Source organism: uncultured Microbulbifer sp. (genome assembly GCF_913055755.1).
GTDB lineage: Bacteria > Pseudomonadota > Gammaproteobacteria > Pseudomonadales > Cellvibrionaceae > Microbulbifer.
The window spans coordinates 104556-128336 of sequence record NZ_CAJXKH010000002.1; the positions used below are offsets into that span (position 1 = coordinate 104556).

Consider the following 23781-nt stretch of genomic DNA (forward strand, 5'->3'; position numbering starts at 1 on the left):
CTCACTCAGCGCAGGCGGATCCGGCCGGAAACACCGTCTTCCAGTTCATTCGCGGCAAGCAACTCGGCCTGGTACTGGCCACTGGACAATTTGCCGACCACCGCGTCCAGCTGCCCCAGATTGGCGGCGCGCAACTGCAGCACAAGTTCCCCACGGCTACCGTCGAAGCGCAGGGACTGCAGGCTCAGGTCCCCGGGCTTGCCGGTTTTCCAGACGTCCGCCAGTTGTTGCAGCTGACGGGCAAAATCGCCACTGCCACCGCTTGACTGATTCAGGTAACCGGTGATCTGGCGGCGCAGATCGGCTCGCGGGGTGTCACCGGGAAAAATTTCGCTGAACGCTGTCCGCGCCTGCGCATCCGCCTTGTTCGCCTGAATCTTGAAATATGTCCCGGCCCCCAGGAAAAACAGCAGCTGCAGTACAAAACAGACCGCAACCGCAATCGCGGGCTTTCGCCACCAGGGGCCCTCATGGGATCCGAGTACCAGCTGGTATTCACCGCTGAGTAGGTTGCCCGCGGCTCCCGGGGATAGCTTCCCGAGCAGCTCTGACTCCGCACCGGGGTGCGCAGCGAGCTCACCCAGTTGCGACAGCCCCCCTGTCTCCAGCTCTTCCGGCGCACCGAACAGGTTGATTGCTGTAGTCGCGGTGTTCAGCGGGCCCTCGATCTCCTCGGCTTCCTCATTTTCCGGAGCAAACAGGCTCTCGGCCACAGGCAACAGCAGTGGACGACTAACGGTCAGGCCGCGTCCCGGCAGCTGCCACATATGTGCCCGTGTACCATCCAGCCAGATGCTCGACTGCCCCGCGGCCCCGCTCAACAGGCCAAACTCCGGAATCGCCGCCACAATCGCCCAGCCAAGCCGGCTCAACTGGGCGTGCAGCGTTTGTATTTTGCGCCGGGCAACCGCAAACACACTACACAGGTCGCCCTCTACCGGGTGGCAGACAAAGTGCAGATCCTCGACGTCTTCTGCCAGCTGGTCCTCGAGCATGTAGCCCACCGCAGTACTCTGGCGGCGCGCAGCCCGCGGAATCACCTCCAGACCACTCCAGACCCAGCTACCCGGCAACAGCAACAACCCGCGCTCGCCGTCGGCAAAGGTCAGTTCAACTGCGCCTTCTGCGCCGCTTGTATCGGCATTTTCCGGCTCGGCCGCCTGTTCATCCTCGCTGCCGGCAGCCACAGTAACCGAATCCGTCGTTTCACCGGGCGCAAAAGCGTGTGCCAGGTCGTCATCGATAGCAACAGGCTGCCACTGGCCGTCCTGCCAGAACTGCACGGAGATCCGCCCCGCTGCGCTGAGCGATTCGTCCACCAACCGCAATAGCTTGATATTCTGGTCCAATTAATCCCCCAGTAATTCCTGCAAATACTGCCCGGAAAATTCGCGTCGCTGACGCTGTATTACTTTTACTTTACCGGTAGTGGCGTCGAGCTTGAGTATCGACTCCCAGTACTGTCGGTGTTCCAGGCCAAGTTGCACCGCAATATGCGCCACAAAATAGGTGCTGTTGAAGTCCAGATTGCCGCCCGCGCCCGTCACGCCAAAGGAAGTCAGGTCGGAAGACTGCGCAAACGGTGTTCCCGACTCCCGCTGGTTGACCAGTCCGGCCACATTTGCCCCGGGCAGCAACGCTTCCAGCAGGTCCTGGGATGCGGTATTCACATTGATGCGGGTCCCGTTCTCCGGCAGCGCACACAGCTCCGGCGCAATCTGCTCCCAGGACTCCGCATCCATACCCTGCACCGAACGCAACTCAGACACATCGGTGATCAATGTATCCGGGGTCCGGTAGGCCTCTTCCAGACCCAGGTAACCATTGTCTTCCGTACCGGACCCCAGGGGCGTATCCCCCGGATCCAGCCAGTCTTCAATCGCCAGTGCTACATCGGCGTTGGCACCGACATTGCGCACCAGATTTCGCAACAGGGTGGAATTGTCACTGGCAGCGCTGCCCCCACCGCCAGAACCTCGCCCCAGAGTTAAATTATTGACATTAAAACAAGACTGCAAGTCTTTGATTTGTATGCGAATCTTTCCGTTGTCCGGATTGAATTCTGTCAGTTTCCGCGCCCAGGCTTCCGCCGTATTGTCACTGCTGTTGCCCGCGGCTTCATCTTCCTCAAAGTCCTTTTCCAGCGCGATGATGGCCCAGGCCTCGGCACCGTGGACAAACTCCGCCAGCTGGGTGTTCGCCAGAATGGCGCTGGTGCGGGAAATCGCGAGCCGGTTGCGGGTCACCGCGTGGGTCACCGCGGCAATCGCGATGACCATCACCAGCAGTACCGTAATCAGTGCAACACCGCGTTGTTTGCGGAGGTTACTGCCCATCGCGCGCGTCCCCCTGACTGCCTTCTTCCCCGCTTCCCGCATCGCTACCGCCAGAACTGCCGGAAGATCCCGAGGAACCGCTACTGGAGCCTTCGTCGCCGCCCCGGCTGTCATCTCCACCGGAACCGGAACCGGAACCACCTGTCGAGGTGGTTACCGCGTAGTCCGGCATGGAAAACAGGCGTCGCATTTCGCCACCGGTGCGGGTGGTCAGGGTTATCTCAATGGCCCGCGGCAGGCGCAGGTCCACTTCGCCGGGGGTGGTGGTGCTCGATGCCGGCGGCCACTGGGCCAACCACACCTCGGTGTCACTGTCGTAATAACGCACCGACAGGTCGATCACCCCATCCAGGATGGGCTCGGTAACCGGCTGGGAGTCCGGCCCGCGATCGAGGATCCGCCAGCGGCTGCGAAGCAACAGTGCGGTGTCATCCTCATCGTCGTAGCGACCGCTCCGCGAGTCTTCCTCGGGATAGCCGATGCCGTAGTGCAGCCGCTGCAGCAACCCGCGGGGTTCGCCGGTGAGGTTGGCGGCACCCAGGCGGGTAAATTCAAATTCGTTGGATACGCCCTGGAAGGCCGGCTCGTATCCGCTATAGGCATTTTTCACCGGGCGCACGGTAAGCTGGCGCAGGTCGTCATCCAGCCGGTACATCGCCATCGACAGGCGCCGCATTTCCTCGGCGCGGCCGGTCAGCACGCGGTCGGTAGTGAAGAAGGTTTCCAGCAGTGAATAGGAACCGACGCTGATGATCGACACGATCACCAGCACGACCAGCAACTCGAGCAGCGTAAAGCCGCGCTCGCTGGCAGGGGCACAATGGAGAGAGTGAGCGGGCGTCACGGCTGCGCCATCCACGAGTCGATGGTAAGGATGGGAGTTTGGTCCGGCCAACCCACCTGCACGATCAGATGGCGCATTCGCGGTTCGCTGGTGGACTTCACTTCGGCGGCGACCTGCCACTCCCGCTCACCCACGATCACGCGCTCGGTATTCTTGCCCAGCGGCGGCCAGTCGGTGCGCATGCGAATTTCGGAGAGAGTCTGCTGTGCAACCCAGTTTGCGGCCAGCCGCTCTTCCAGCGCGGTTTGCTGGCGCACGCTGTCCTGCAGCGTCTTCAGCACGCTGGCTGCAATGACCCCGAAGATGACCAGCGCCACAAGCACTTCAATAAGGGTAAAGCCGCGCTGGTATCGCCTACAGCTCATCGCCCAGCCACTCCAGCTGCATACCCTGCAGGCTACTGTAGGAAATGACCGCACTGCGGCCAATATCGCGGTTGCCGTTTGTCAGCAGGTGCACGGCAATCTCCACCGGCAAAACCTCGCCGCTGGAAAGCGCGGCAAATTGCGGCAACACCTCTTCTTCGTCCTTGCTGCCGGCTCGTTCGTCACTTCCGGAGCGGCGACCGAACTCCGCCTGGTTGTCGTCCGCCCCGGGCAGCTCGGTCTGCGAGAGCACTTCCAGGCGCATGTTGGGGGGCAGCTCGTGGGCGGTGAAGCGGCGCGCGTTGGGCGCATCGGGGGTACCGGAGAAGTCCATCTCCTCCCATTTCATCAGGCCGGTATCGTAACGCACGATGGTGTAGCGGTTTTCTTCTACCACCACACCCAGGTGGGTCTTGTCGATCAGCGCGCGATCCGCCACCAGCTGCAGCAGGTTCGCCAGCCGCTGCACCTCGCCGGTCCACTTGCGACCGTCTGCGCTGCCGAGAGAAAGGGTCGCCATACCCGCCAGCGTGGCGATGATTACCATCACCACCAGCAGCTCGATCAGTGTGAAGCCCCGTTGGCGGGATACGGCTTTCATGGGATTGGGGGTCGCTCAACCTCAGAGTTCGGACGCGAACAGATCCGAAGCCTCGCCCTCGCCACCGGGCTTGCCGTCGGCACCGAGGCTGAACAGATCGTAGGGACCGCTGCTGCCCGGGCTGATGTACTGATAGGCGTTACCCCAGGGATCTTTGGCTTCGCGCTTCAGGTAGGGCTGGGTCCAGTTCTTCGCTTCGGGAAAACCGGATGGTTTGGTCAGCAGCGCTTCCAGTCCCTGCTCGGAGCTCGGATAGACGAAGTTGTCCATGCGATACATATCCAGTGCGGTTTCGATGGTACGCAGGTCGGATTTCGCCGCTTTCATGCGCGCCTCCCCGGTCTTGCCCAGGATACTCGGTACCACCATCGCACCCAGCACGCCCAGGATCACGATCACCACCATGATCTCGATCAGGGTAAAGCCCCCGTTCTTGCGCAGATTGTTCATTTCTTACCTCGCAGTTTCGAATTCCAGGCGGTACTTTGCCGCACTGGCGCTTTTTTAACCAGTGGAAAATTCGCCTCAGCCCACCAGCTGGTTCATGTTCATGATCGGCATCATGATCGCCATCACGATAAACAGCACGATGGCTGCCATCACCAGCAGCATGATCGGCTCAAACAGGCTGACAAAAGCAGTCACCGCACCCTGCAGGTCCTGCTCCTGGTTCTCCGCCGCCCGCACCAGCATCTGGTCGAGGGTGCCGGAGGATTCGCCGCTGGCAATCATGTAGATCATCATCGGCGGAAAATACTCTGCATCTTCAAGCGCCTTGCGCAGGCTGCCGCCCTCGCGCACGAACTTCTGCGCAAACTGCAGGCGCTCCTTCAGGTAGTCATTGGTCATCACGCCACTGGCGATGCCCATGGCCTGCACCAGCGGCACACTGCTGCCGGTCAGGATCGCCAGGGTGCCAATATAGCGGGCGCTCTGGCCACCGCGCACCAGCCAGCCGATCACCGGCATTTCCAGCAGCCGGTGGTGGTATTGATAGCGGAAACCCGGGCGCCGCAACAGCAGAACCCAGCCCACCACCAGCAGTACCAGCACCGGGGGAATCATCCAGCCCCAGGCGGCAATAAAATCGCTGATGGACACCAGAATACGGGTCGCCAGCGGCAGTTGCTGGCCGGTACCGGTGAAGACTTCGATCACGTCCGGCACCACGTACACCATCAGGCCGGTCACCACCAGCACGCAGACCACCACCAGCACGATCGGGTAGATCAGCGCCAGCTGGACCTTCTGCCGGAACTGCTGCTGGTTTTCGGTGTAATCCCCGAGCCGTTCCAGCACTTCATCGAGATGCCCGGAGTACTCTCCGGCCTCCACCGTGGCGCGGTAAAGCTTGGGAAATGCGCGGGGGAAACTACCCAGGGCCTGGGCAAAGCTGTGACCTTCGAGCACCTTGGCGCGCACAGCAAGGACAATGCGGCGCACCTTCTGGTTGCGCGATTGATTGGCAATGGCGCCCAGGGTCTCTTCCAGGGGAATACCGGCGCGCAGGAGCGTGGCGATCTGTCTGGTCAGTAGCGCCAGCTGCTTGATACCGAGGCCCGGACTGCCGGTCAGAATGCTGCCGCCGCCCTGCCCCGATGACTCGGTTGCGGCACTCACTTCCAGCGGAATCAGGCCTTTGGCCCGCAATTGCTGGCGCGCGGCCTTGGCACTGTCAGCCTCCAGCGTACCGCGGCTCTTGCGCCCGCCGTTGTTTAGCGCCGTGTACTCGAATGCACCCATGTCAGGACTCCTGGGTTACCCGCAGTACTTCTTCCAGTGAAGTGACTCCAGACAGCACTTTTGCCATGCCGTCGTCGCGAATGCTCGGCGCGAGCGTGCGCGCCTCCTTAACCAGCGCGCTTTCCGACGCGCGGTCGTGAATCAACTGCCGCAATTTCTCGTTCACCGGCACCAGCTCGTAGATACCGACGCGGCCGAGATAGCCGGTGTGGTTGCAGTGTTCGCAACCGCCCGGGCGATAAATCGTGGTGTCACTGTCTTCCGGCAGCCCCAGCATGCGGCATTCAAAGGCATCCGCCTTGTGCGCTTCGCGGCAATCCGGACACAGCACCCGCACCAGGCGCTGGGCGAGCACGCCAATGACGCTGGAAGACAGCAGGAACGGTTCGATGCCCATGTCCACCAGACGGGTAACCGCGCCGAGAGCGGTATTGGTGTGCAGGGTCGAAAGTACCAGGTGACCGGTCAAGCTCGCCTGAATGGCGATCTGCATGGTCTCCAGGTCGCGGATCTCACCCACCATCACCACATCCGGGTCCTGACGCAGGATTGCGCGCAGGCCGCGGGCGAAGGTCATATCTGCCTTGGTATTCACCTGGGTCTGGCCCACGCCCTCCAGGTTGTATTCCACCGGGTCCTCGACGGTGAGAATGTTCTTCTCCCGGTGGTTGATGCTGGCGAGGCCCGCGTACAGGGTGGTGGTTTTACCGGAACCCGTTGGCCCGGTGACCAGCAGGATACCGTGGGGGCGGCCGAGCAGCTCGGTCATCACCTTGAGATCCCGCTCGGACATACCCAGCTGGCGCATATCCATCTTGCCCGCCTGCTTGTCCAGCAGGCGCATTACCACCCGCTCCCCGGCCGAGGACGGCATGGTGGACACGCGCACGTCGACCTCGCGACCGCCCATCAGCAGCGAAATGCGGCCATCCTGGGGCACCCGCTTCTCGGCGATATCGAGTTTCGCCATTACCTTGATCCGCGACACCAGCAGCGGCGCCAGCGCGCGGCGGGGCTGCAGGACTTCCCGCAGAACGCCGTCGACACGGAAGCGCACTACCAGGCGTTTCTCGAATGTTTCAATATGGATATCCGAAGCGCCCTGCTTGAGCGATTCGGCGAAGATGGCGTTGATCAACTTGACGATCGGTGCGTCGTCTTCCTGCTCCAGCAGGTCTTCGGTTTCCGGCAGCGAATCGGCCACTGCCGCCAGGTCCAGGTCTTCGCCCAGGCCTTCCACATCCGAAAGGTTGCCGCCTTCCCGGTTTTCGTACTGTTGCTGCAGCGCCTGCTGGAAGGTTTCCGCGTCAACCACGGCGGCCCCCAGGGGCAGTGCGCACAGGCGCTGGACTTCCGCCAGCACCGCTGGATTCAGCGGCGCCACATACTGGCATACCGGTGCGCCATCCACTTCCGCCAGCAGCACCTGGTGCCGCTTGGCGAAGGCATATGGCAGTCGTTTTACCGCGAGTTCCGTCATTACTTGAACGCCTCGGGCTCCACCGGCACCGCTTCTTCCTGCTCGTAGCTGGTCGCGGGGGGCAGCAGGTCCGGCAGGGTATCGCCGCGCTCCCAGTCCCAGATGCGGCTGGTGTTGTCACGCAACTGCAACTGTTTCTCCTGCATGTCGCGATAGCGCTTGCGGGTTTCCTCGTAGCCGGCAATCTGGCTGCTGAGGATTTTCGGGCGCAGGAACACCATCAGGTTGGTCTTGTCCACGGACTTGTCCGAGTTGCGGAACAGGCGGCCGACGCCGGGAATATCGCCCAGCAAAGGCACCTTCTGATTGATTTCGGTAACTTTGTCCTCGATCAGGCCGCCCAGCACCAGGATGGCGCCGTCGTCGATCAGTACCTTGGTACGGATTTCCCGCTTGCTGGTCACGATATCCGCAGCACCCTCGGAAGAAGGCAGCACGTTTTCCACCGTCTGCTCGATTTCCAGGGTCACGGAATTGTTGTTGTTCACCCGCGGCGTCACCTTGAGGGTGGTACCCACGTCCTGGCGCTGAATGGTGGTAAACGGGTCATTGTTGCTGCCGGACAGCAACTGTTCGCCGGTAATGAACGGTACGTTCTGCCCCACCAGGATTTCGGCTTCCTCGTTGTCCAGCGCCATAATGGTCGGCGTGGACAGGATATTGGCGTTGCTCTCACTGGCCATGGCATTGATCGCCACACGCACGTCGGTACCACTCAGGAAGCCCAGGTTCAGGCCGCTGCGGATCAGGTTCGCGGGGTTCAGAGAAGTAGGATTGATAAGCGCGCCGTCCACCGGAATACCGACATCCTCGTCATCGGTCAGCGCCACATCATTCTCAAAACCGGCAAACACATCGTCATTGTTGCCGGCGATCCACTTGACCCCCAGCTTGTTGCCGGTGCCTTCGGTCACTTCCACGATAATTGCTTCGATCAGCACCTGGGCGCGGCGCACGTCCAGCTTCGCAATCACGCCCTTCATGGTTTCGAGCAGCGACGGCGGCGCGGTCAGAATCAGCGCGTTCAGTTCTTCGTTGACCTGGATGCTGACTTCCACATCGGCAACCTGCTGGTCCTTCTCGGTCTTCTGGATACTACCGCTCATGCCCTCGAGAATGGGCTTCAGGTCCGCAGCACTGGCGTACTGCACATAGACCACCGCGGTGTTGCCTTCGCCGGTCAGCGGCTGATCCAGGCGTTGAATGACCTTTTTAAGCTGCTGGCGGGTTACCGGGTCGCCGGTAAGCAGGATGGCGTTTGAGCGCTCGTCCACCGCAATGCGCAACGGCTGTACATCATTGCCGGCGCTTTTGCCGCCGCCCTGCAACAGTTCGGTGATCACCTGCTTCACTTCTTTCGCGGAAGCGAACTCCAGCGGCACCAGCTCGATATCGATGGCGCCGGCGCGGTCCAGCTGCTTGATCAAACGCACGATCTGATCGATGTTGGCCGCACGATCGGCGACGATCAGGGTATTTGTGTCGGCATAGGCGGCCAGGTGACCGGTCTGGGGAATCAGCGGGCGCAGCATCGCGATCAATTGCGCCGCAGAGATGTTCTCGACTTTGACGGTGCGGACAACCAGCGCTTCACCCGGGGCGCGCGTCTGGTCATCAATTACCGGTATGGCCTGCTGTTTGGCGAGGGCGTCGGGCACCACTTTCCAGGCGTCCCCCTGCTCCACCAGGCTGAAACCGTTCACCTGCAGCACCGACATAAATACATCGAAAGCCTGCTGGTGGGTCATGGGGTCACCGGCCACAACGGTAACCTTACCCTTGACGTTGGGGTGTACGATGATGTTCTTGCCGGTGAAGTCCGCCGCCCAGTTGATCAAATCGCGGATATCGGCGTTATCCAGGGAAAGGGTCACCCGCTCCGGGGCCTGAGCCAGTACCGAAAAGGACATCAAAAAACCCAGGGCGACCGCTAGCAGCCGTCGGTGAAACAAGCTCGTCATTGTAAATCTGGCTCTAATTCTTATGTATTCGTTGAATTAATGGTCTTGGCAATAATGTGGAAGCCCGCGTGCGGGCACTTCGCTTGAATCAGCGAAGGTCGCGCCCCCCCTGACGCTGGCGGGCCATTTCCCGCAGTTGCTCCAGCCGGTCGCGAATGGACTGCTGCTTGTCCGCACGTTGCGCGGAGGCGCTGGCACTGACCGCTCGCGCAGCCTGCTGGGTGTAATTTGCGTACTGCTTTGGCACAGTCGGACGGCCATCCGCGTCCGGATAGGTCAGTTTTTCCATCTGACCGTTGCGGCGGAGAATTATGTGGTCGACCTCAACGGAATAGACTTCCGCGCCCCCGGCCAGGGTCTGCCCCACATAAATACGTTCTGCGGGCTTGCCCCGCTCTGCCACCAGGGCACTGGCGCGGTCATTCACGCTGCTGCTCAGCACACCGGAAAGCACAAGATTCAATTGGGTGATCGGGATATTGGCCAGGTCAATCTCGGGCTCTGCTTCCTGCTTGACTTCAGCGACGCCGAAAAACGGTGTTGTCGGCAGGCTGGCCTGGGCCTGATTGGCGGTAGTACGGGGGCCACGCTCGACCAGCAGGCTGTCGCCACTGCCTGGGGGAAATGCCAGGCTGCCGTAGGCGAGCAGATTCACAGACAGCCAGCCGCCGACCACCGCCACGGTAGCCAGGAGGCTGCGGGAAATACCCTTTGACGATGCGCCGCCGGACTTGTTGGCGACGGACGCAATAGTGCGATTTACCAAAGACATCTCAAAACCCGTCTCTGCTGTACCACATACAGCTCGTTTTCATTATTGGCCGCCTATTCTCGTGGCTCAAACCCAGAAAGGCAATCTCAAGCGCCGAAAAGGTCACAAAATAACCAGTGCGACCCGACAGCCAACAATACGAACCGATAAAGAACCAACAAAAAGGGCGACCGAAGTCGCCCCTTTCGTTGCCCGCAGTATATGAACTGGATGTTACAACTTTGTTTCCAGCTCAGGTACCGCGTCAAACAGATCCGCAACCAGGCCGTAATCGGCGACGGAGAAGATCGGTGCCTCTTCATCCTTGTTGATGGCCACAATCACCTTGGAATCTTTCATGCCCGCCAGGTGCTGGATGGCACCGGAGATGCCCACGGCGATATACAGGTCGGGAGCGACGATCTTACCAGTCTGGCCTACCTGCATATCATTGGGTACGAAACCGGCGTCAACCGCAGCGCGGGATGCACCCACCGCAGCGCCCAGCTTGTCTGCCACCTTGTACAGCAGCTCGAAGTTGTCGCCATTCTGCATGCCGCGACCACCGGAAATCACCACCTTGGCGGCAGTCAGCTCGGGGCGATCGGACTCGGCCAGCTCTTCGCCGACAAACTTGGAAACACCCGCATCATCCGCGATATCCACAGACTCAACCGCCGCACTGCCACCCTCGGCCGCCACTGCGTCAAACGCGGTGGTACGCACGGAGATCACCTTGATGGCATCGGAACTCTGCACGGTGGCAATGACGTTACCGGCATAGATCGGGCGCTTGAAGGTATCCGGGCTCTCTACCGCGATAATGTCGGAGATCGGTTGCACATCCAGCAGCGCCGCAGCACGCGGCAGCATGTTTTTGCCGGTAGTGGTGGCCGGCGCCAGCACGTGACTGTAGTTTTTACCCAGATCGGCAACCAGCTTGGCGACATTTTCCGCCAGCTGATGTTCATACGCGGCGTTATCCGCAGCCAGAACCTTGCTGACACCTTCAACCTTGGCGGCAGCTTCTGCAACGGCACCACAGCCACTGCCCGCTACCAGCACTTCGATATCGCCACCGATGGCTTTGGCTGCGGCGATGGTGTTCAGGGTAGCGCCTTTCAGTTCGGCGTTATCGTGCTCTGCAATTACCAGAATACTCATCAGATTACCTTCGCCTCGCTCTTCAGTTTCTCTACCAGTTCCGCCACGTCAGCGACCTTGATACCGGCCTGGCGCTCGGCCGGCGGCTCTACTTTCAGGGTCTTGGTGCGGGGAGCGATATCCACGCCCAGGTCTTCCGGGGTGGTGGTGTCCAGCGGCTTCTTCTTTGCCTTCATGATATTCGGCAGGGAAGCGTAGCGGGGTTCGTTCAGGCGCAGGTCGGTGGTAACCACCGCCGGGAGTGTCAGCTCGACGGTCTGCAGGCCGCCGTCGACCTCACGGGTAACCTTGACCGAACCGTCTGCCACGTTCACTTCGGAGGCGAAGGTGCCCTGCCCCATGCCTGCCAGCGCCGCCAGCATCTGGCCGGTCTGGTTGTTGTCGCCGTCGATGGACTGCTTGCCCAGAATAACCAGCTGCGGCTCTTCTTTATCAACGATGGCTTTCAGGCACTTGGCAACCGCCAGCGGCTGCAACTCGGCATCGGTCTCAACCTGGATGCCGCGGTCAGCACCCAGCGCAAGCGCGGTACGAATCTGTTCCTGGCACTGCTTGGGCCCCATGGAAACGGCGACGATCTCGCTCACTACACCCTTTTCTTTCAGGCGCACCGCTTCTTCCACAGCGATTTCACAGAAGGGGTTGATGGACATTTTGACGTTGGCAGTGTCCACATCAGTACCGTCCGCCTTGGGGCGGACTTTCACGTTGTAATCCACAACGCGTTTCACAGCTACAAGAACTTTCATGAAAATCCCGTCTCAGTAGTCTACGTAGGAGCTGCGACTATAGCCCCCCAAGGGAACCATCGCAGCGTTATAACTCTGGCAGCCTCCCGGCTGAGCGCGGCAACTGGGCCTGCCGCACCCCGAATCTCGGGGGCCACAGCGGCGAATTCGGCGGTGTCACCAGTTCAAACAGTTGTTTGAGCGGCGTGTATGGTGGCCCTTTCAAAAACCAAAATCAATAGTTGAATACTAAGCCTAGCAGCCATTCATGGGATCTATTCCAGACCATAAACCCGCCCTATTCTGCCGAGGAAAATCAACGCGTTACGCCGGTTTGGCCGGCGCTTTTGCCACCCCATATGAAAAGTCCTGCAATTGGTAGGGTTGCGGGTTCACCGATATAATGCGCCACCAGAAAAAGTGCCTGCCATAATTCGGCAGCTGAATAATGAACGCAACTTGCTGAGGAGACACCTGTGGAACGCGAGTCAATGGAATACGACGTAGTCATCGTGGGTGCCGGTCCCGCCGGACTTGCCGCCGCGTGCCGACTGCGCCAGATCAATGAAGACCTCTCGGTCTGCGTGGTGGAAAAAGGCTCCGAGGTTGGTGCGCATATCCTGTCGGGTGCCATCTTTGAACCCACCGCCCTCAACGAACTCTTCCCGGACTGGAAAGAGCGCGGTGCGCCGCTGAACACCGAAGTAAAAGGTGACGACATTTACGTGCTGCGCGGCGCGGAAAGCGACATGAAGGTGCCAAACATGCTGGTGCCGAGCACCATGCACAACGACGGCAACTACATCATCAGCCTGGGCAACCTGTGCCGCTGGCTGGCGGAACAGGCAGAAAACCTGGGCGTCGAAATTTTCCCCGGCTTTGCCGCCGCCGAAGTCCTGTACAACGAAGACGGCTCGGTAAAAGGTATCGCTACCGGTGATATGGGTGTGGGCGCCAAGGGTGAGCACAAAGATAGCTACATGCCCGGCATGGAGCTGCATGCCAAGTACACCCTGTTTGCTGAAGGTTGCCGCGGCCACCTGGGCAAGCAGCTGATTGCCAAGTACAGCCTGGATGCAGACCGCGACCCGCAGCACTACGGTATCGGCATCAAGGAAATCTGGAAGGTCGACAGCGCCAAGCACCAGCAGGGCCTGGTGGTACATACCGCCGGCTGGCCGCTGGATGAGTCCGGCACTCCCGGTGGTGGCTTCCTCTACCACCTGGAAGAGGATCAGGTGGTAGTGGGCCTGATTACCGACCTCTCCTACAGCAACCCCCACGTCAGCCCGTTTGACGAATTCCAGCGCTACAAGCACCACCCGGTGATCAAGCAGTACCTGGAAGGCGGCCAGCGCGTGGCTTACGGTGCCCGAGCCATCGTCAAAGGCGGCCTGCAATCACAGCCGAAAATGACCTTCCCGGGCGGCCTGCTGATCGGTGACGACGCCGGCACCCTGAACTTCGCCAAGATCAAGGGCAACCACACCGCGATGAAGTCCGGCATGATTGCCGCCGAGACGGTGGCCGAAGCCATCGCCGCGGAGCGCACCAGCGACGAAGTCACCGAATACACTAGCAAGTACCAGGACAGCTGGGCGTGGAAGGAACTGCACATGCAGCGCAACTTCGGCCCGGCGCAGCACAAGTGGGGCAACATTCTCGGCTCCGCCTATGCGTTTATCGACATCAACCTGTTCAAGGGCAAACTGCCCTGGACCCTGCGCGACAGCAAGGCGGACCACGCCCAGCTGAAGCCGGCAGCGGACTGCAAGAAGATCAACTACCCGAAACCGGACGGGGTGCTGAGCTTCGATAAACTGTCCTCGGTGTTCATCTCCAACACCAACCACGAGGAAGACCAGCCCTGTCACCTGACCCTGAAGGATGACGAGGTGCCGCTGAACCACAACCTGCCGATCTATGACGAGCCGGCGCAGCGCTACTGCCCTGCCGGCGTCTACGAAGTGATCGAGGAAGGCGACAGCAAGCGCTTCCAGATCAACGCGCAGAACTGTGTTCACTGCAAGACCTGCGACATCAAGGACCCGACCCAGAATATTGTCTGGATCGCACCGGAAGGCGGCGGCGGCCCCAATTACCCCAACATGTAATTCAGTCAGTTACTGTTTTGTTCAAGGCGCCTGCGGGCGCCTTTTTTATTGCCCGCGCACCGGGAGAACAACCGACACGGTAAAGCGCACTATACACAATAAAAAAGCCGGACACTGTCTCCAGTGTCCGGCCTATCAAGCATTCCCTGTTGGTTTATAACTTCCAGGAATCTTTTTGTCGTTACGCCTTAGAACTGATACTGAGCGCTCAGGGCGAAAGACTGACCGGGGTTCTGTTCAAACACGATCACGCCTTCACGTTCGATTTCGATCGCCTCGTCCAGCAGGTTCTGCATTTTCGCCTTGATGGTGACTTCTTCCGTGGGGTACCAGGAGTAAGTCAGGTCCAGCGAGTGGAACGGCAGTTCGTAGGCATCTGGGGCCCCATTGCGGCCAGCCAGATACAGGCGATCACCGAACACGTTGTAACCCAGAGTTGCGGAGTGATTGCCGTCCGGAGAGTCGAAACCTACCAGCATGTTGACCACGTACTCGGATGCACCAGTCATGTCGCGCACCGGATTGGTCGGCGCGTCAGCTTCGGTACCGGCGACCAGTTCGGTTTCCTGCGCAGTCACGTTGCCCTGCAGGAAGAAGCTGTCCATGAACTCACCCATGAAGCCGAGACTCTTGAGGCCTTCGACTTCAATACCGGTAATTTCACCGGATTCCGCGTTGATGATTTCGCGAGCCACATTGGTATCACTGGAAGCCAGCTCGAAAAACTCGATCGGGTCCACGATATCCTTGTAGTAAGTGGATACGGTGAGGCTGTCGCCATTGTCGAAGAACCACTCGGCGCGAATGTCGAAGTTGGTGATCTCGGACGGGCGCGCGTTCGGGTTACCCTTCACCTGCTCGTCGGTGATCGGATCGATATAGATGGCGTCGGTGATTTCACGCAGATCCGGGCGCACCGCGGTTTTACTTGCACCAAAGCGCAGCTGGAAAGTGTCCGCCCAAAGTGCACCCATGTAGGTCAGCGACAGCGACGGGTAAACCGCATCTTCCGAGAAAGTAGCGTCCTGCAGTTCTTCCGCGTCACTGGTGATCTGCGGATCATCCAGGGTATAACCGTAGGGGTTCCAGTCCAGTGCAACCTGGTTGTACTCCTCCCAACGGGCGCCGGCAGACAGCCGCCAGGTTTCGCTCAGGGTCCAGTCCACCTTACCGAAAGCAGCATCCGTCAGGGTTGCCGCGAGGTAACTCTGGTTGTTGGCACCGGCGCGATCGAACACATAATTGTTTTCCGGGTTGGTGATCTGCTCATCGCCGAACACATCGTTCAGGCCGCCACCCAGAGAGCTGGTATCGTCTACGGCCAGTGCACCCAGGCGGAACTCGGTCTGCTTATAGGTACGACCTTTTTCGGTACGTGCGTAGCCACCGCTCAGCTCCAGGGTCGACGCGGAGAACTCCAGCGGTAGAGTCGCACTCCAACCGTAATTGGTAACTTCATCTTCCAGCTCGGTAAAACGGAAACCAGAGCTGTTCACGCCGACACCTACCGCCGAGCTGACAACTTCGCCACTCGCGTTGGTAACGGTATCCGCACCAACGGTCACCTCATTGGGGATATCGGTCTGGGCTATTGACTCCGAGTAGAACCAGTCTACCGCCAGCTCTTCCGGTGCCCAATCGAGCAGCCCGCCGGGCACCAGCGCCTTGGAAGCCGGCCCCATGTTGTGGTGGCCCCGCACCTGGTTTACCAGCATATCGCGCTCTTCGTACTTCAGCGTGTACTCGCGAAAACCGCGGCCATCGGACACTTCGCGGTTTTCGTTGAAGTAATCGCGAATGGAAGCGTCATCATCGGTATTGCGCAGGTACAGGCTGGTGAGGGTCACTTCCTGCTCATCAGCGAAACGCACACCAAGGTTCAGGTTGCCACTGATATCTACCGAGTAAGTGGAGGTGTTCTCGGTATCGGTGCGCTCTTCCGGGAAGCCATAAGCGCGCTTGATGGTTTCCTCTTCACGCCACTTGTTCTTGTAGGAACCACCGGCCAGGAAACCGATTTCCCAGTCGTCGTTCAGGTAAAAACGGTTGCCAACACTGGCCTTGACATCCAAATCCGGATTACTGGAATCTTCTTCCAGCTGGATATCGCGATTCAGGTTCAGCGCCAGCTCGCGGTTGACGGCCTGTGCTGCAGCAATCGCTTCGGAAGCAGAGCCGTATTCGTTGCCTTCCTGCTCAAGAACCTTGCGAATATCCTGAACGCCCAGGCGTCCCTTGAAGCGCTTCAGCGCGGCTTCCAGTTCCGCAGGCAGTGCGCGGGTACCGTCGTCGGTGCCGAAGTCGTCATCGTCGCCACCGTTATAGGTCAGCACATCGCCATCGGCTTCCGTATTCATACCACTGCCGATTTCGATGGAGTATGTCAGTGCGTCGGGGATACCCTTGGTGCGGATGTTCACATTGCCGCCGCCAAAAGTTGCCGCCTGATCGGCGGAGTATGATTTTTGCACCGCCAGGGAGTCCACGACAGAAGTCGGGAAAATATCCAGCGGAATCACGTTGCGGGTCAGATCCGGCGAAGGCACGGTAGCACCATTCAACGTGGTGCTGGAATAGCGCTCACCAAGACCGCGCACGTATACGAATTTGTCGTTTACCAGCGACAGGCCGGAAACACGGCGCAGCGCTGCGGCTACCGTGGAGTCACCCACCCGGCCGATCATCTCGGAGCCGAGGATATCGGTGACCACTTCATCGTCCAGACGCTCGCTCACGAGCATCTCGGCGGAATCCTTCAGGCGCCCCTGGACCATTACCTCTTCAATCTGCTGTGCTGAAGGGCCAGCGATGGAGTCCATCTCTACCTGCTGCGCCAGGGCGTGAGGAGCAATGACTGAGGCCGTGGCGATAGCCAGTACCAGCGGCGCTCGTTGAAATTTTTCGTTCTTTACCATTTCCCAGGCCTCTTATCGTTCCTGCATCATTTATTACTGCCTGAAATTGCACCGGTGCAGATTCCCCATTACACCGCTACAGAATCAAACAGGGCGCCGACTCCTTTGAACGAAGGCGGCGCCCTTCGGGATCAGGAACCAGGTTCCCGATCGTCAGTGCGACTTATTGCTCGAACCACAGGGCCTGAGCGCGGCTGCCTTCGTGCAGGCCGTAAGTCCAACCCTGAGTCCAGTCGGTGTCGCCCAGGCTCAGTGCACCCAGGTAGGCACGCTCAACCGGAGTGATACCTACCGCAGCGTCGTTCACCATCATGCTGTCAGTAGCGATGGAGAAGACGGACGGAGTACCTTCCAGAATTTGCAGGCCAGTATCGGCAGCAGCGGTCGGGTTCAGCGCAGCGTCAGCAGGAACGTTGGCGAAAACGTTGCCGCTGGCAACGGTCCAGGCTTCCAGCTCATCCGTTCCGATCGGACCACCCTTGGTCTTGTCCGCACAGGCGAAGATATTGGAAGTGATGGCAGCTTCGGTACCGGCGGCCAGCGCAGCGGCAGTCTCGTCACTCTCAACACGCAGACAGTAGTTGCTGCCGTCAACGCCAGTGGTGTCAGCGCTGTAGGAAGCCACCACCATGGAGTTGGTAATCATCGGGAAGATGCCTTCACGGAAGCGCCAGCCGGCACCCGGATCGTGAGTGGCAGTATCCGCGCCATTGGCGGAGATGATGCAGGTCAGACCGTCGATAACCGGGCGGCTGTTCAGGCCGGCGGCGATCAGCGCGGAATAGTCATTGGCGGAATCGTAAGAACCGATACCGTCAGATTCGATACAGTGGTTACCATCGGTTCCGCTCTGGATAACCAGGGCGTTGGTGATGGAACCGGCCCAGCCTTCGTCGATATCGATGGAGTCATCGCGCACGTACATGGCCAGGTAGTTCTCAAAGCTTACCGCACCACCGAACATCTCGATGCCGTCGTCGTAAGTAGAGTAAACCTGCAGGTTCTTGACGATGGTGCCACCGCCTACAGCGCTGAAGGTAATACCGTTCAGCTCGTCACCGTTGGCAACTTCTGCACCGGTGTGCTTAACGCGAACGTACTCCAGCTGGCCGGAGCTGTCGTCGTTGTTGGCACCGCCGTAGTTGGACTGGTCCTTACCAGCAGCACCTTCCGCCAGAACGTGACACTCGGAAGTGTTCATGTCAGCGTCGTAGGAACATTTGTTGGTGAGACCGAAACCATTGATCACCATGCCGCCCCACTGCTGCACGTCTTCCGGACCTACGGTACCTTCAACGTCAGACAGGGAAGTGAAAGTGATTGGCGCTTGCTGAGTACCGACTGCGAACAGCTGGGAACCACGGTTTACAACCATGAATTTGGTGCTGTTCGGGAAAGCGATGGTAGCGCCGGCTTCAACGGTCAACTTGGCACCGTCGCCGCCTTCGGCGATACCGGCCGCACCCATGGTGGTGTCGTCATCGTAGTTGTTGCCGACGAACAGGCTGCCTTCAAAAATATGGGCGCCGTTGTTTTCCAGAGCCGGGATAAACAGGTCAACGGTGAGTGCGTTGCCGGAGTCTACGAAGCTGGCGCTGTAGGTACAGTTGCCAGTCTCGGAATCGAAAGTGCCCTGTTTGGTAACACCGGCTTTTTCGTAAGAGGCACACGGATTATTTTCGCTGCCAGTATCGCCGCCGCCGCTTACGGAATTATCAACTGAATTGTCTTCGTTAACCGGCGCAATGTTGATGCCGCCGCTGTCGCAACCAGCCAGCAGACCGGTAATAGCAGCTGCCAGCAGCAGCTTGTTGCTTGCAAGTTTCATGGATCCCCCTAACAAGGATGAAGTGAATTAATCCGTGACTAATTTTTTTATGCCAAAGCAATTTGGACGAGGGGGACTATAGGAATGGATTGTTGCGAATATGTTACGAATGAAAGACGCGAAGTGAAATTTATTCGGTAATTTCAGAGTTTGAAACTTTTGTTACCGACATGTTTCTCCCGTGTTTCAGATTTATTTCACGGCGAACAAAAATGGTACAGATCGATCATTTTTCAGAAAATGGTTTTGTGATCGTTTTTGGCGGGGAATATACGACTTACAAGGACGAGCGGAGAAGTATCGAGAGAATCAAACTGAACGGGCTGAGAGATGACAACTTGAAGTAGATAACCCGGGCACGGTAAATACTGATCAGTACTCCCCCAGCAAAAATTCCTCCCCCCTGCTCTTCAGCCACATCTGGCAGAGCCTGTTAGGTGGTTCAACCGGTGGCCGGGGATCGGCCCAATCGATCAACTCGTAATACACTTCGCGGGCGGTGCGGGCTTCCAGGCCGTCACGTATTTCAATATACGGAACCGGTTGCGGGGGGCTACCGTAAGGCTTCAATACCAGGGGATGCGCGGAATCCAGCGGCACCACATCCCCGGTATTGGTGGTGAACAGTATCTGCTCGCCTTCGCGCGCCGCCTGGGTGATCAGGAACGGGGCATCCTCAACCCGGATCCGCCATTTCTCCACCGGGGTGACCAGAAAATACTCATCCCCTTCCCGCTTCAGGATACTGGCAAACAGGTTAACCAGCGGTTGGCGCTTGATCTCGCTGCCTTCGTGGATCCAGCGACCATCGGCACAGATCTCCAGATCCATGTCTCCACAAAAGTCGGGGTTCCATGTGGCCACCGGAGGGTGGCCGCGGAATTCATCGTGCAGCTTCTGCAGCTGCTGAAACAGGGGCTCAGCCAAAGCTGCTGCCCGGCATACTTCCGGGGCTGCGCGGTGGCTCCGAGGTAGTGCCAGAGCCCTCTGCGGAATCGCTACCGCTGCGACGACCGGAGATGTCGCCTATGTGGACCCCCACATCCATGATGAACTCCATCAGACCTTCCCGGTCTTCAATCACGTCGGAGAAGGATTTGGAGTGATACAGCTCAACCGCGCCCTGGACCAGGGCCCAGTAGGTGGAATAATAGAAATAGGCCGGCACCTTTTTCAGGACACCCTGCTCCATACGGCGCTCAAACACGCGGTTCAATGCGGTGGCGTTCGAGTTACGCAGCGCGTGCAGCTCGGCGATCATTTCCGGTGCCAGGTTCAGCGCGATGATCTTTTCTTCCAGCCGCTGGAACAGTCGGTCCCGGGCGGGGTCTGCCATCCGCGATTCGAAATAAGCCCTGGCCGGGGCGGTAATATCGCCCTGCTCCGCAGTGGCAACCGCGCTTTTCAGGCGCTCCGTCAGGGACTTCTCATAGTCCATGAGCAGGCGCATGTAAATCTCGGTTTTCGAAATGAAATGCTTGTAGATGGTGCCCTTACCAATATCTACACGCTCGGCAATCTGCTCGACGGTAACCTTCTCTTCACCGTGCTCCAGCAGCAGTTCCAGTGCCGCATCCAGGATACGCTGTTCCCGCGCGCGAAACCGCTGAACCTTCTCTTTTGCCTTGTCCATACTTCCGACCTTAGATGTCCGTAAATTTGGAGACTGAAATTGACTATTCATTCATGAATGATAGGCAATTCCCCTAGATTGGAAAAGCAATTCAGGGCTTACACAAGGTACTTTGCGCCTGCCAGCGCCCAAATTGCGCACAAATAATCCAATTTCACGGGGTTGAGGAAAATAAATTACCCGCCACTGCCGCACCGGCCCCTGGCTTCGCCAACCCGGGGTAATCTCCCGGCTTTCCCCAGGATACAGCCAGCCCCTGATACCTAAACTCTAGCCTGCCCAAGGCCGGCTGGTCACTTTTTGTTCGCCGCGACAGCCAGAACCCACCTGTAAGCTCAGCGGGAAATCGGGCAGAACCCCCGCAGCACCGGCGCTCTGGGGAACAGCACACCGCCGGAAGACCATCTATCACACCAGAATTGATAAATTCGGTGATAGCCATTTACCCAGCACTTGCTATCATTTTTGCCCGCTTTTCGGCCCTGTCAGCCAGAATGAGCGAGAAATCACATTCATTGATACAGGACAGGCAATGTCGCCCATGTTGGAAAACCTGAGTAAGCTCCTTGACGTCGAGGAACTGGACACCAATTTGTTTCGAAGCCGGGAACACGTGGAAAATTATCGCAAGGTTCTTTTCGGTGGCCAGGTTCTCGGGCAGGCATTAATGGCAGCTACCCGCACCGTCGAGGGCCGCCTGCCCCACTCCCTGCACGCCTACTTCCTGCGCCCCGGCAGCAGCGAGAAACCGGTGATCTACGATGTGGACCCTATCCGCGACGGCGGCAGCTTCACCACCCGCAGGGTGGTCGCCAAACAAAATGGCAAGGCCATCTTCAACATGTCTGCGTCCTTCCAGATTGACGAGCCTGGCTTTGACCACCAGGCATCCATGCCTACCGAGGGGCTGATCCCCCCTGAGAAGCTCAAGAACACCCAGCAACTGGCGGAAGAAGCCGGCATGAATGGGGCGGCCCAGAACCAGCGCCGCTATATGGTGGATTTCCGTCCCCTGGACCCGATGAGCTACTTTGATTCGAAAGTCCGCGAGCCCCGCTGCATGTTCTGGTTCCGGGTAGACAGCCCGCTTTCCGACGATCCGGTCGAGCATCGCAGCGCCCTCTGTTATGCCTCAGACATGGCGCTCCTGGGTACCGCCCTGCAGCCCCACCCGATCAGCCTGTTCGATCCACACCTGATGCCCGCGAGCCTGGACCACGCCATGTGGTTCCATCGCAAATTCCGCGCGGACGAATGGCTGCTGTACGTAACCGACAGCCCGTCGGCCAGTGGCGCCCGCGGCTACTGCCGCGGACAGATCTTCACCCGTGACGGCGTACTTGTTGCCTCCACCACTCAGGAGGGCCTGATCCGCCAGATCAAGGGCTGACATCGGTTTCGGGGCCTTGTCTGGCCCCGATGCTAAATTTAATGAAATCAGTGGTTTACAGAATCAAAACGGCTGCTATAATGCGCCCCGCTTCGTTAGGAAGCCGAGCACAAACCCCGTCACGACGGGAGACTGCTCAAACATATCGGTGAGTAGCGCAGCCTGGTAGCGCACTTCGTTCGGGACGAAGGGGTCGGAGGTTCGAATCCTCTCTCACCGACCAGATTTAGAAAAAACCCGCTTCTTAGCGGGTTTTTTTATGCCTGTTTCCTCGCTTAGAACCAGAAAGTTTACATTCGACTCACCAGCTTGCTTTCTCGATATCTGGCAGCACCCATGACTGGTCAAAGTAGGCTTCCGTCGGTGAGTAAAAGCGGAAATAGGTAAACCACGCCCGCCCCGGCACAGTGGGTATCCAGTTCTTGTCTTTCCCGGGCGGCGGCGTGGGGCCGTAATATATATCGAATGAACCATCATTGTTCTTGATCAGGTCCATGCGTGAGGACTTGTCCGCAACCCTCTGCTCGTTGTCGATCAGCGCACGGGTGGACACATCGTAGACGGTGGTGGACCAGAATTCGGCGGCCGGGGCGTCCGGGAGAATGTGCAACTTGTATTGTTTGGCGCCATCTAGCCAGTCGCCATCGGTGTCTTTATAGGCAGCCAGATAAATCTGGTCCTTGCCCGGGGTCTTCGACTGCATCGCGGGGTCATTGGTGACCGCTTCGTAGAACCATGCGGCACGGCCATCCAGCGCGTCGTAGTTTTCCCAACGCTGATCCGGCGGGGAAACAGTGGCAATTTCCCAGTGACTCCCCTCTTTGTAAATAGCCTGCTCGAGCCGCGGGTTTTCGAAATCATTCGCCTTGGCCATTGCCTCGCCTACCAGCGCAGCCTCGGTCAGTATCTCCTTCTGGCGGGCATCCGGGTTAAACGGTTTACCCTTCTCGATACCGAGGGGCTTCAGCATGGCGTGGAAGAAGCGGTCGCGCTCAGCAACAGGTTCACGACTTAGGATGTCGGCCAGCCGCTCAAAATAGACAATGCCCCGCGGCTGCCAGCCCTCCCAATGTTTGTCACCGGCTTCGATCACCTTGGTATCCTCTGCCGTGCCCTCTTTTGCCAGTGGGTAGATTTCGATTTTCGACAGCGCATCCCGGCGCTCACCTTCATCCTTGCTCATCAGGCGAATCCCAAAGAAAACGCTATTGGTGGGCGACTCAAACGCTTTGTAGCCATCGGGCACTTTGGGGGCTTGCGTACCCGGGGCATAGAACACGTACTTACCAGGTTCTGTCATGGGGGCAATGGCAACCTGCCACATGCTGTGCATGGCGCCACGCACTTCCGTTTCAGGCATTTCCACCACGATAGGACCGGTTTCATCCAGCCGGATAAAGCTGAGCGCATAGGGCGTCGTCGCGTTTGCGGTCAGCAACCCCAGCTTGGAGACATAGTCCGGGTAGTAAACAATATCGCCAGACTTGGCCTTGAAAACGTTCTCGTGCTCGTGCTGCCACTGCGCGAAAGACACCAGCGGGATCGCCCAGAGATAGGCCTGAGTGGCACGCTGAAAGTCCATTTCATCAAACAGTTTTTCCACCGTTTCTTTGGTGGGATAACCGTTGGCAAAATCGTGGGTAAATGAGAGTTTGCCGATTCTCGTGTCGAGGGTCTCCCCTCCTTCCGGTGCAGCGGTATCGCCCTGCATTGCGCTCTGTTCGGTAGCTTCGTCGGTGATTTCCGCGCTGCTCTCGGCGGACGGCTGCGTGGTGGCAGCCTCTTCCTGCTGATCGGCCGCCGTCTGTTGCTCAATCCGCTCCTGCTTGCCACCACCGCAGCCCGAGGCGAGTAAAAGCGCAAGAATTACGATCGTACAGTTACGAAAACGCATCATCGGTTTACCTCATTGAATCAGTTGCAAACGA

19 protein-coding genes and 1 tRNA gene are annotated in these 23781 nt (G+C 58.9%); 3 read left to right on the forward strand and 17 right to left on the reverse strand.

Annotated elements, in window-relative coordinates:
• Window positions 1-5 precede the first annotated feature (5 nt).
• From gspL to QZ511_RS01040, 12 genes are all read right to left on the reverse strand, one after another.
• Window positions 6-1349, reverse strand: coding sequence for a type II secretion system protein GspL (gene gspL / locus QZ511_RS00985; RefSeq protein ID WP_295797629.1), 1344 nt, complete (start codon window positions 1347-1349; stop codon window positions 6-8).
• Entirely contained in the window at window positions 1350-2336 is a 987-nt protein-coding gene (gspK, locus tag QZ511_RS00990; protein WP_295797632.1) for a type II secretion system minor pseudopilin GspK, read from the reverse strand. It lies immediately after the preceding gene.
• The gene (gene gspJ / locus QZ511_RS00995) at window positions 2326-3180 is read right to left on the reverse strand and encodes a type II secretion system minor pseudopilin GspJ (RefSeq protein WP_295797635.1); all 855 of its coding nucleotides are present in this window, start codon (window positions 3178-3180) and stop codon (window positions 2326-2328) included. Before gspJ ends, gspK begins: the two co-directional genes overlap by 11 nt.
• Window positions 3177-3545, reverse strand: a complete 369-nt coding sequence (gene gspI / locus QZ511_RS01000) for a type II secretion system minor pseudopilin GspI (RefSeq protein ID WP_295797638.1) — start codon at window positions 3543-3545, stop codon at window positions 3177-3179. Before gspI ends, gspJ begins: the two co-directional genes overlap by 4 nt.
• Window positions 3535-4146 carry a type II secretion system protein gene (locus tag QZ511_RS01005; protein WP_295797640.1) on the reverse strand — a complete coding sequence of 204 codons (612 nt, stop codon included), beginning with the start codon at window positions 4144-4146 and terminating at the stop codon, window positions 3535-3537. Before QZ511_RS01005 ends, gspI begins: the two co-directional genes overlap by 11 nt.
• A 21-nt stretch (window positions 4147-4167) precedes the next feature.
• Window positions 4168-4596: a type II secretion system major pseudopilin GspG gene (gspG, locus tag QZ511_RS01010; RefSeq protein WP_295797643.1), complete on the reverse strand. Its 429-nt coding sequence runs from the start codon at window positions 4594-4596 to the stop codon at window positions 4168-4170.
• 75 nt (window positions 4597-4671) lie between these two features.
• Window positions 4672-5889: a type II secretion system inner membrane protein GspF gene (gspF, locus tag QZ511_RS01015; protein ID WP_295797645.1), complete on the reverse strand. Its 1218-nt coding sequence runs from the start codon at window positions 5887-5889 to the stop codon at window positions 4672-4674.
• Window position 5890: 1 nt separating this feature from the next.
• Entirely contained in the window at window positions 5891-7369 is a 1479-nt protein-coding gene (gene gspE, locus QZ511_RS01020) for a type II secretion system ATPase GspE (protein ID WP_295797649.1), read from the reverse strand.
• Window positions 7369-9330 (reverse strand): type II secretion system secretin GspD, encoded by a 1962-nt coding sequence (gene gspD / locus QZ511_RS01025; protein ID WP_295797652.1) that lies wholly within the window; start codon window positions 9328-9330, stop codon window positions 7369-7371. Before gspD ends, gspE begins: the two co-directional genes overlap by 1 nt.
• Window positions 9331-9418: 88 nt before the next feature.
• The gene (locus QZ511_RS01030; protein WP_295797655.1) at window positions 9419-10102 is read right to left on the reverse strand and encodes a type II secretion system protein N; all 684 of its coding nucleotides are present in this window, start codon (window positions 10100-10102) and stop codon (window positions 9419-9421) included.
• A 213-nt stretch (window positions 10103-10315) separates the two neighbouring features.
• The gene (locus QZ511_RS01035) at window positions 10316-11245 is read right to left on the reverse strand and encodes an FAD-binding protein (protein ID WP_295797657.1); all 930 of its coding nucleotides are present in this window, start codon (window positions 11243-11245) and stop codon (window positions 10316-10318) included.
• Window positions 11245-11994 carry an electron transfer flavoprotein subunit beta/FixA family protein gene (locus QZ511_RS01040; protein ID WP_295797659.1) on the reverse strand — a complete coding sequence of 250 codons (750 nt, stop codon included), beginning with the start codon at window positions 11992-11994 and terminating at the stop codon, window positions 11245-11247. Before QZ511_RS01040 ends, QZ511_RS01035 begins: the two co-directional genes overlap by 1 nt.
• Before the next feature lie 470 nt (window positions 11995-12464).
• Here QZ511_RS01040 and QZ511_RS01045 point away from each other — a divergent pair, with 470 nt between their 5' ends.
• Complete coding sequence (locus tag QZ511_RS01045) at window positions 12465-14087, forward strand: electron transfer flavoprotein-ubiquinone oxidoreductase (RefSeq protein ID WP_295797700.1); 1623 nt, start codon at window positions 12465-12467, stop codon at window positions 14085-14087.
• Window positions 14088-14275: 188 nt separating this feature from the next.
• Here the strand turns inward: QZ511_RS01045 and QZ511_RS01050 are convergent, their stop codons facing one another.
• The 4 genes from QZ511_RS01050 to QZ511_RS01065 form a co-directional block, all read right to left on the reverse strand.
• Complete coding sequence (locus tag QZ511_RS01050) at window positions 14276-17002, reverse strand: TonB-dependent receptor (protein WP_295797661.1); 2727 nt, start codon at window positions 17000-17002, stop codon at window positions 14276-14278.
• Window positions 17003-17165: 163 nt separating this feature from the next.
• Window positions 17166-18830: a serine/threonine protein kinase gene (locus tag QZ511_RS01055; protein WP_295797664.1), complete on the reverse strand. Its 1665-nt coding sequence runs from the start codon at window positions 18828-18830 to the stop codon at window positions 17166-17168.
• A 372-nt stretch (window positions 18831-19202) separates the two neighbouring features.
• Window positions 19203-19757 carry a DUF1285 domain-containing protein gene (locus QZ511_RS01060; RefSeq protein ID WP_295797666.1) on the reverse strand — a complete coding sequence of 185 codons (555 nt, stop codon included), beginning with the start codon at window positions 19755-19757 and terminating at the stop codon, window positions 19203-19205.
• Window positions 19750-20463: a TetR/AcrR family transcriptional regulator gene (locus QZ511_RS01065; protein ID WP_295797669.1), complete on the reverse strand. Its 714-nt coding sequence runs from the start codon at window positions 20461-20463 to the stop codon at window positions 19750-19752. The genes QZ511_RS01060 and QZ511_RS01065 overlap by 8 nt, the downstream gene beginning before the upstream one ends.
• Window positions 20464-21004: 541 nt before the next feature.
• Between QZ511_RS01065 and QZ511_RS01070 the strand changes: the two genes are divergently transcribed.
• Both QZ511_RS01070 and QZ511_RS01075 read left to right on the forward strand, forming a co-directional pair.
• Window positions 21005-21853, forward strand: coding sequence for an acyl-CoA thioesterase II (locus tag QZ511_RS01070; protein ID WP_295797704.1), 849 nt, complete (start codon window positions 21005-21007; stop codon window positions 21851-21853).
• 146 nt (window positions 21854-21999) lie between these two features.
• A tRNA-Pro gene (locus QZ511_RS01075) sits at window positions 22000-22076 on the forward strand.
• Window positions 22077-22154: 78 nt separating this feature from the next.
• Here QZ511_RS01075 and QZ511_RS01080 read toward each other — a convergent pair.
• Window positions 22155-23750, reverse strand: a complete 1596-nt coding sequence (locus tag QZ511_RS01080; protein WP_295797671.1) for a DUF1254 domain-containing protein — start codon at window positions 23748-23750, stop codon at window positions 22155-22157.
• Window positions 23751-23781: the final 31 nt, after the last annotated feature.

Bases quoted from the DNA above. Each gene is read 5' to 3' on its own strand.
- gspK (WP_295797632.1), bottom strand. From the start codon at position 2,336: ATGGGCAGTAACCTCCGCAAACAACGCGGTGTTGCACTGATTACGGTA.
- gspI (WP_295797638.1), bottom strand. From the start codon at position 3,545: ATGAGCTGTAGGCGATACCAGCGCGGCTTTACCCTTATTGAAGTGCTT.
- QZ511_RS01005 (WP_295797640.1), bottom strand. From the start codon at position 4,146: ATGAAAGCCGTATCCCGCCAACGGGGCTTCACACTGATCGAGCTGCTG.
- gspG (WP_295797643.1), bottom strand. From the start codon at position 4,596: ATGAACAATCTGCGCAAGAACGGGGGCTTTACCCTGATCGAGATCATG.
- gspF (WP_295797645.1), bottom strand. From the start codon at position 5,889: ATGGGTGCATTCGAGTACACGGCGCTAAACAACGGCGGGCGCAAGAGC.
- gspE (WP_295797649.1), bottom strand. From the start codon at position 7,369: ATGACGGAACTCGCGGTAAAACGACTGCCATATGCCTTCGCCAAGCGG.
- gspD (WP_295797652.1), bottom strand. From the start codon at position 9,330: ATGACGAGCTTGTTTCACCGACGGCTGCTAGCGGTCGCCCTGGGTTTT.
- QZ511_RS01030 (WP_295797655.1), bottom strand. From the start codon at position 10,102: ATGTCTTTGGTAAATCGCACTATTGCGTCCGTCGCCAACAAGTCCGGC.
- QZ511_RS01035 (WP_295797657.1), bottom strand. From the start codon at position 11,245: ATGAGTATTCTGGTAATTGCAGAGCACGATAACGCCGAACTGAAAGGC.
- QZ511_RS01040 (WP_295797659.1), bottom strand. From the start codon at position 11,994: ATGAAAGTTCTTGTAGCTGTGAAACGCGTTGTGGATTACAACGTGAAA.
- QZ511_RS01045 (WP_295797700.1), top strand. From the start codon at position 12,465: ATGGAATACGACGTAGTCATCGTGGGTGCCGGTCCCGCCGGACTTGCC.
- QZ511_RS01050 (WP_295797661.1), bottom strand. From the start codon at position 17,002: ATGGTAAAGAACGAAAAATTTCAACGAGCGCCGCTGGTACTGGCTATC.
- QZ511_RS01055 (WP_295797664.1), bottom strand. From the start codon at position 18,830: ATGAAACTTGCAAGCAACAAGCTGCTGCTGGCAGCTGCTATTACCGGT.
- QZ511_RS01065 (WP_295797669.1), bottom strand. From the start codon at position 20,463: ATGGACAAGGCAAAAGAGAAGGTTCAGCGGTTTCGCGCGCGGGAACAG.
- QZ511_RS01070 (WP_295797704.1), top strand. From the start codon at position 21,005: ATGTTGGAAAACCTGAGTAAGCTCCTTGACGTCGAGGAACTGGACACC.
- QZ511_RS01080 (WP_295797671.1), bottom strand. From the start codon at position 23,750: ATGATGCGTTTTCGTAACTGTACGATCGTAATTCTTGCGCTTTTACTC.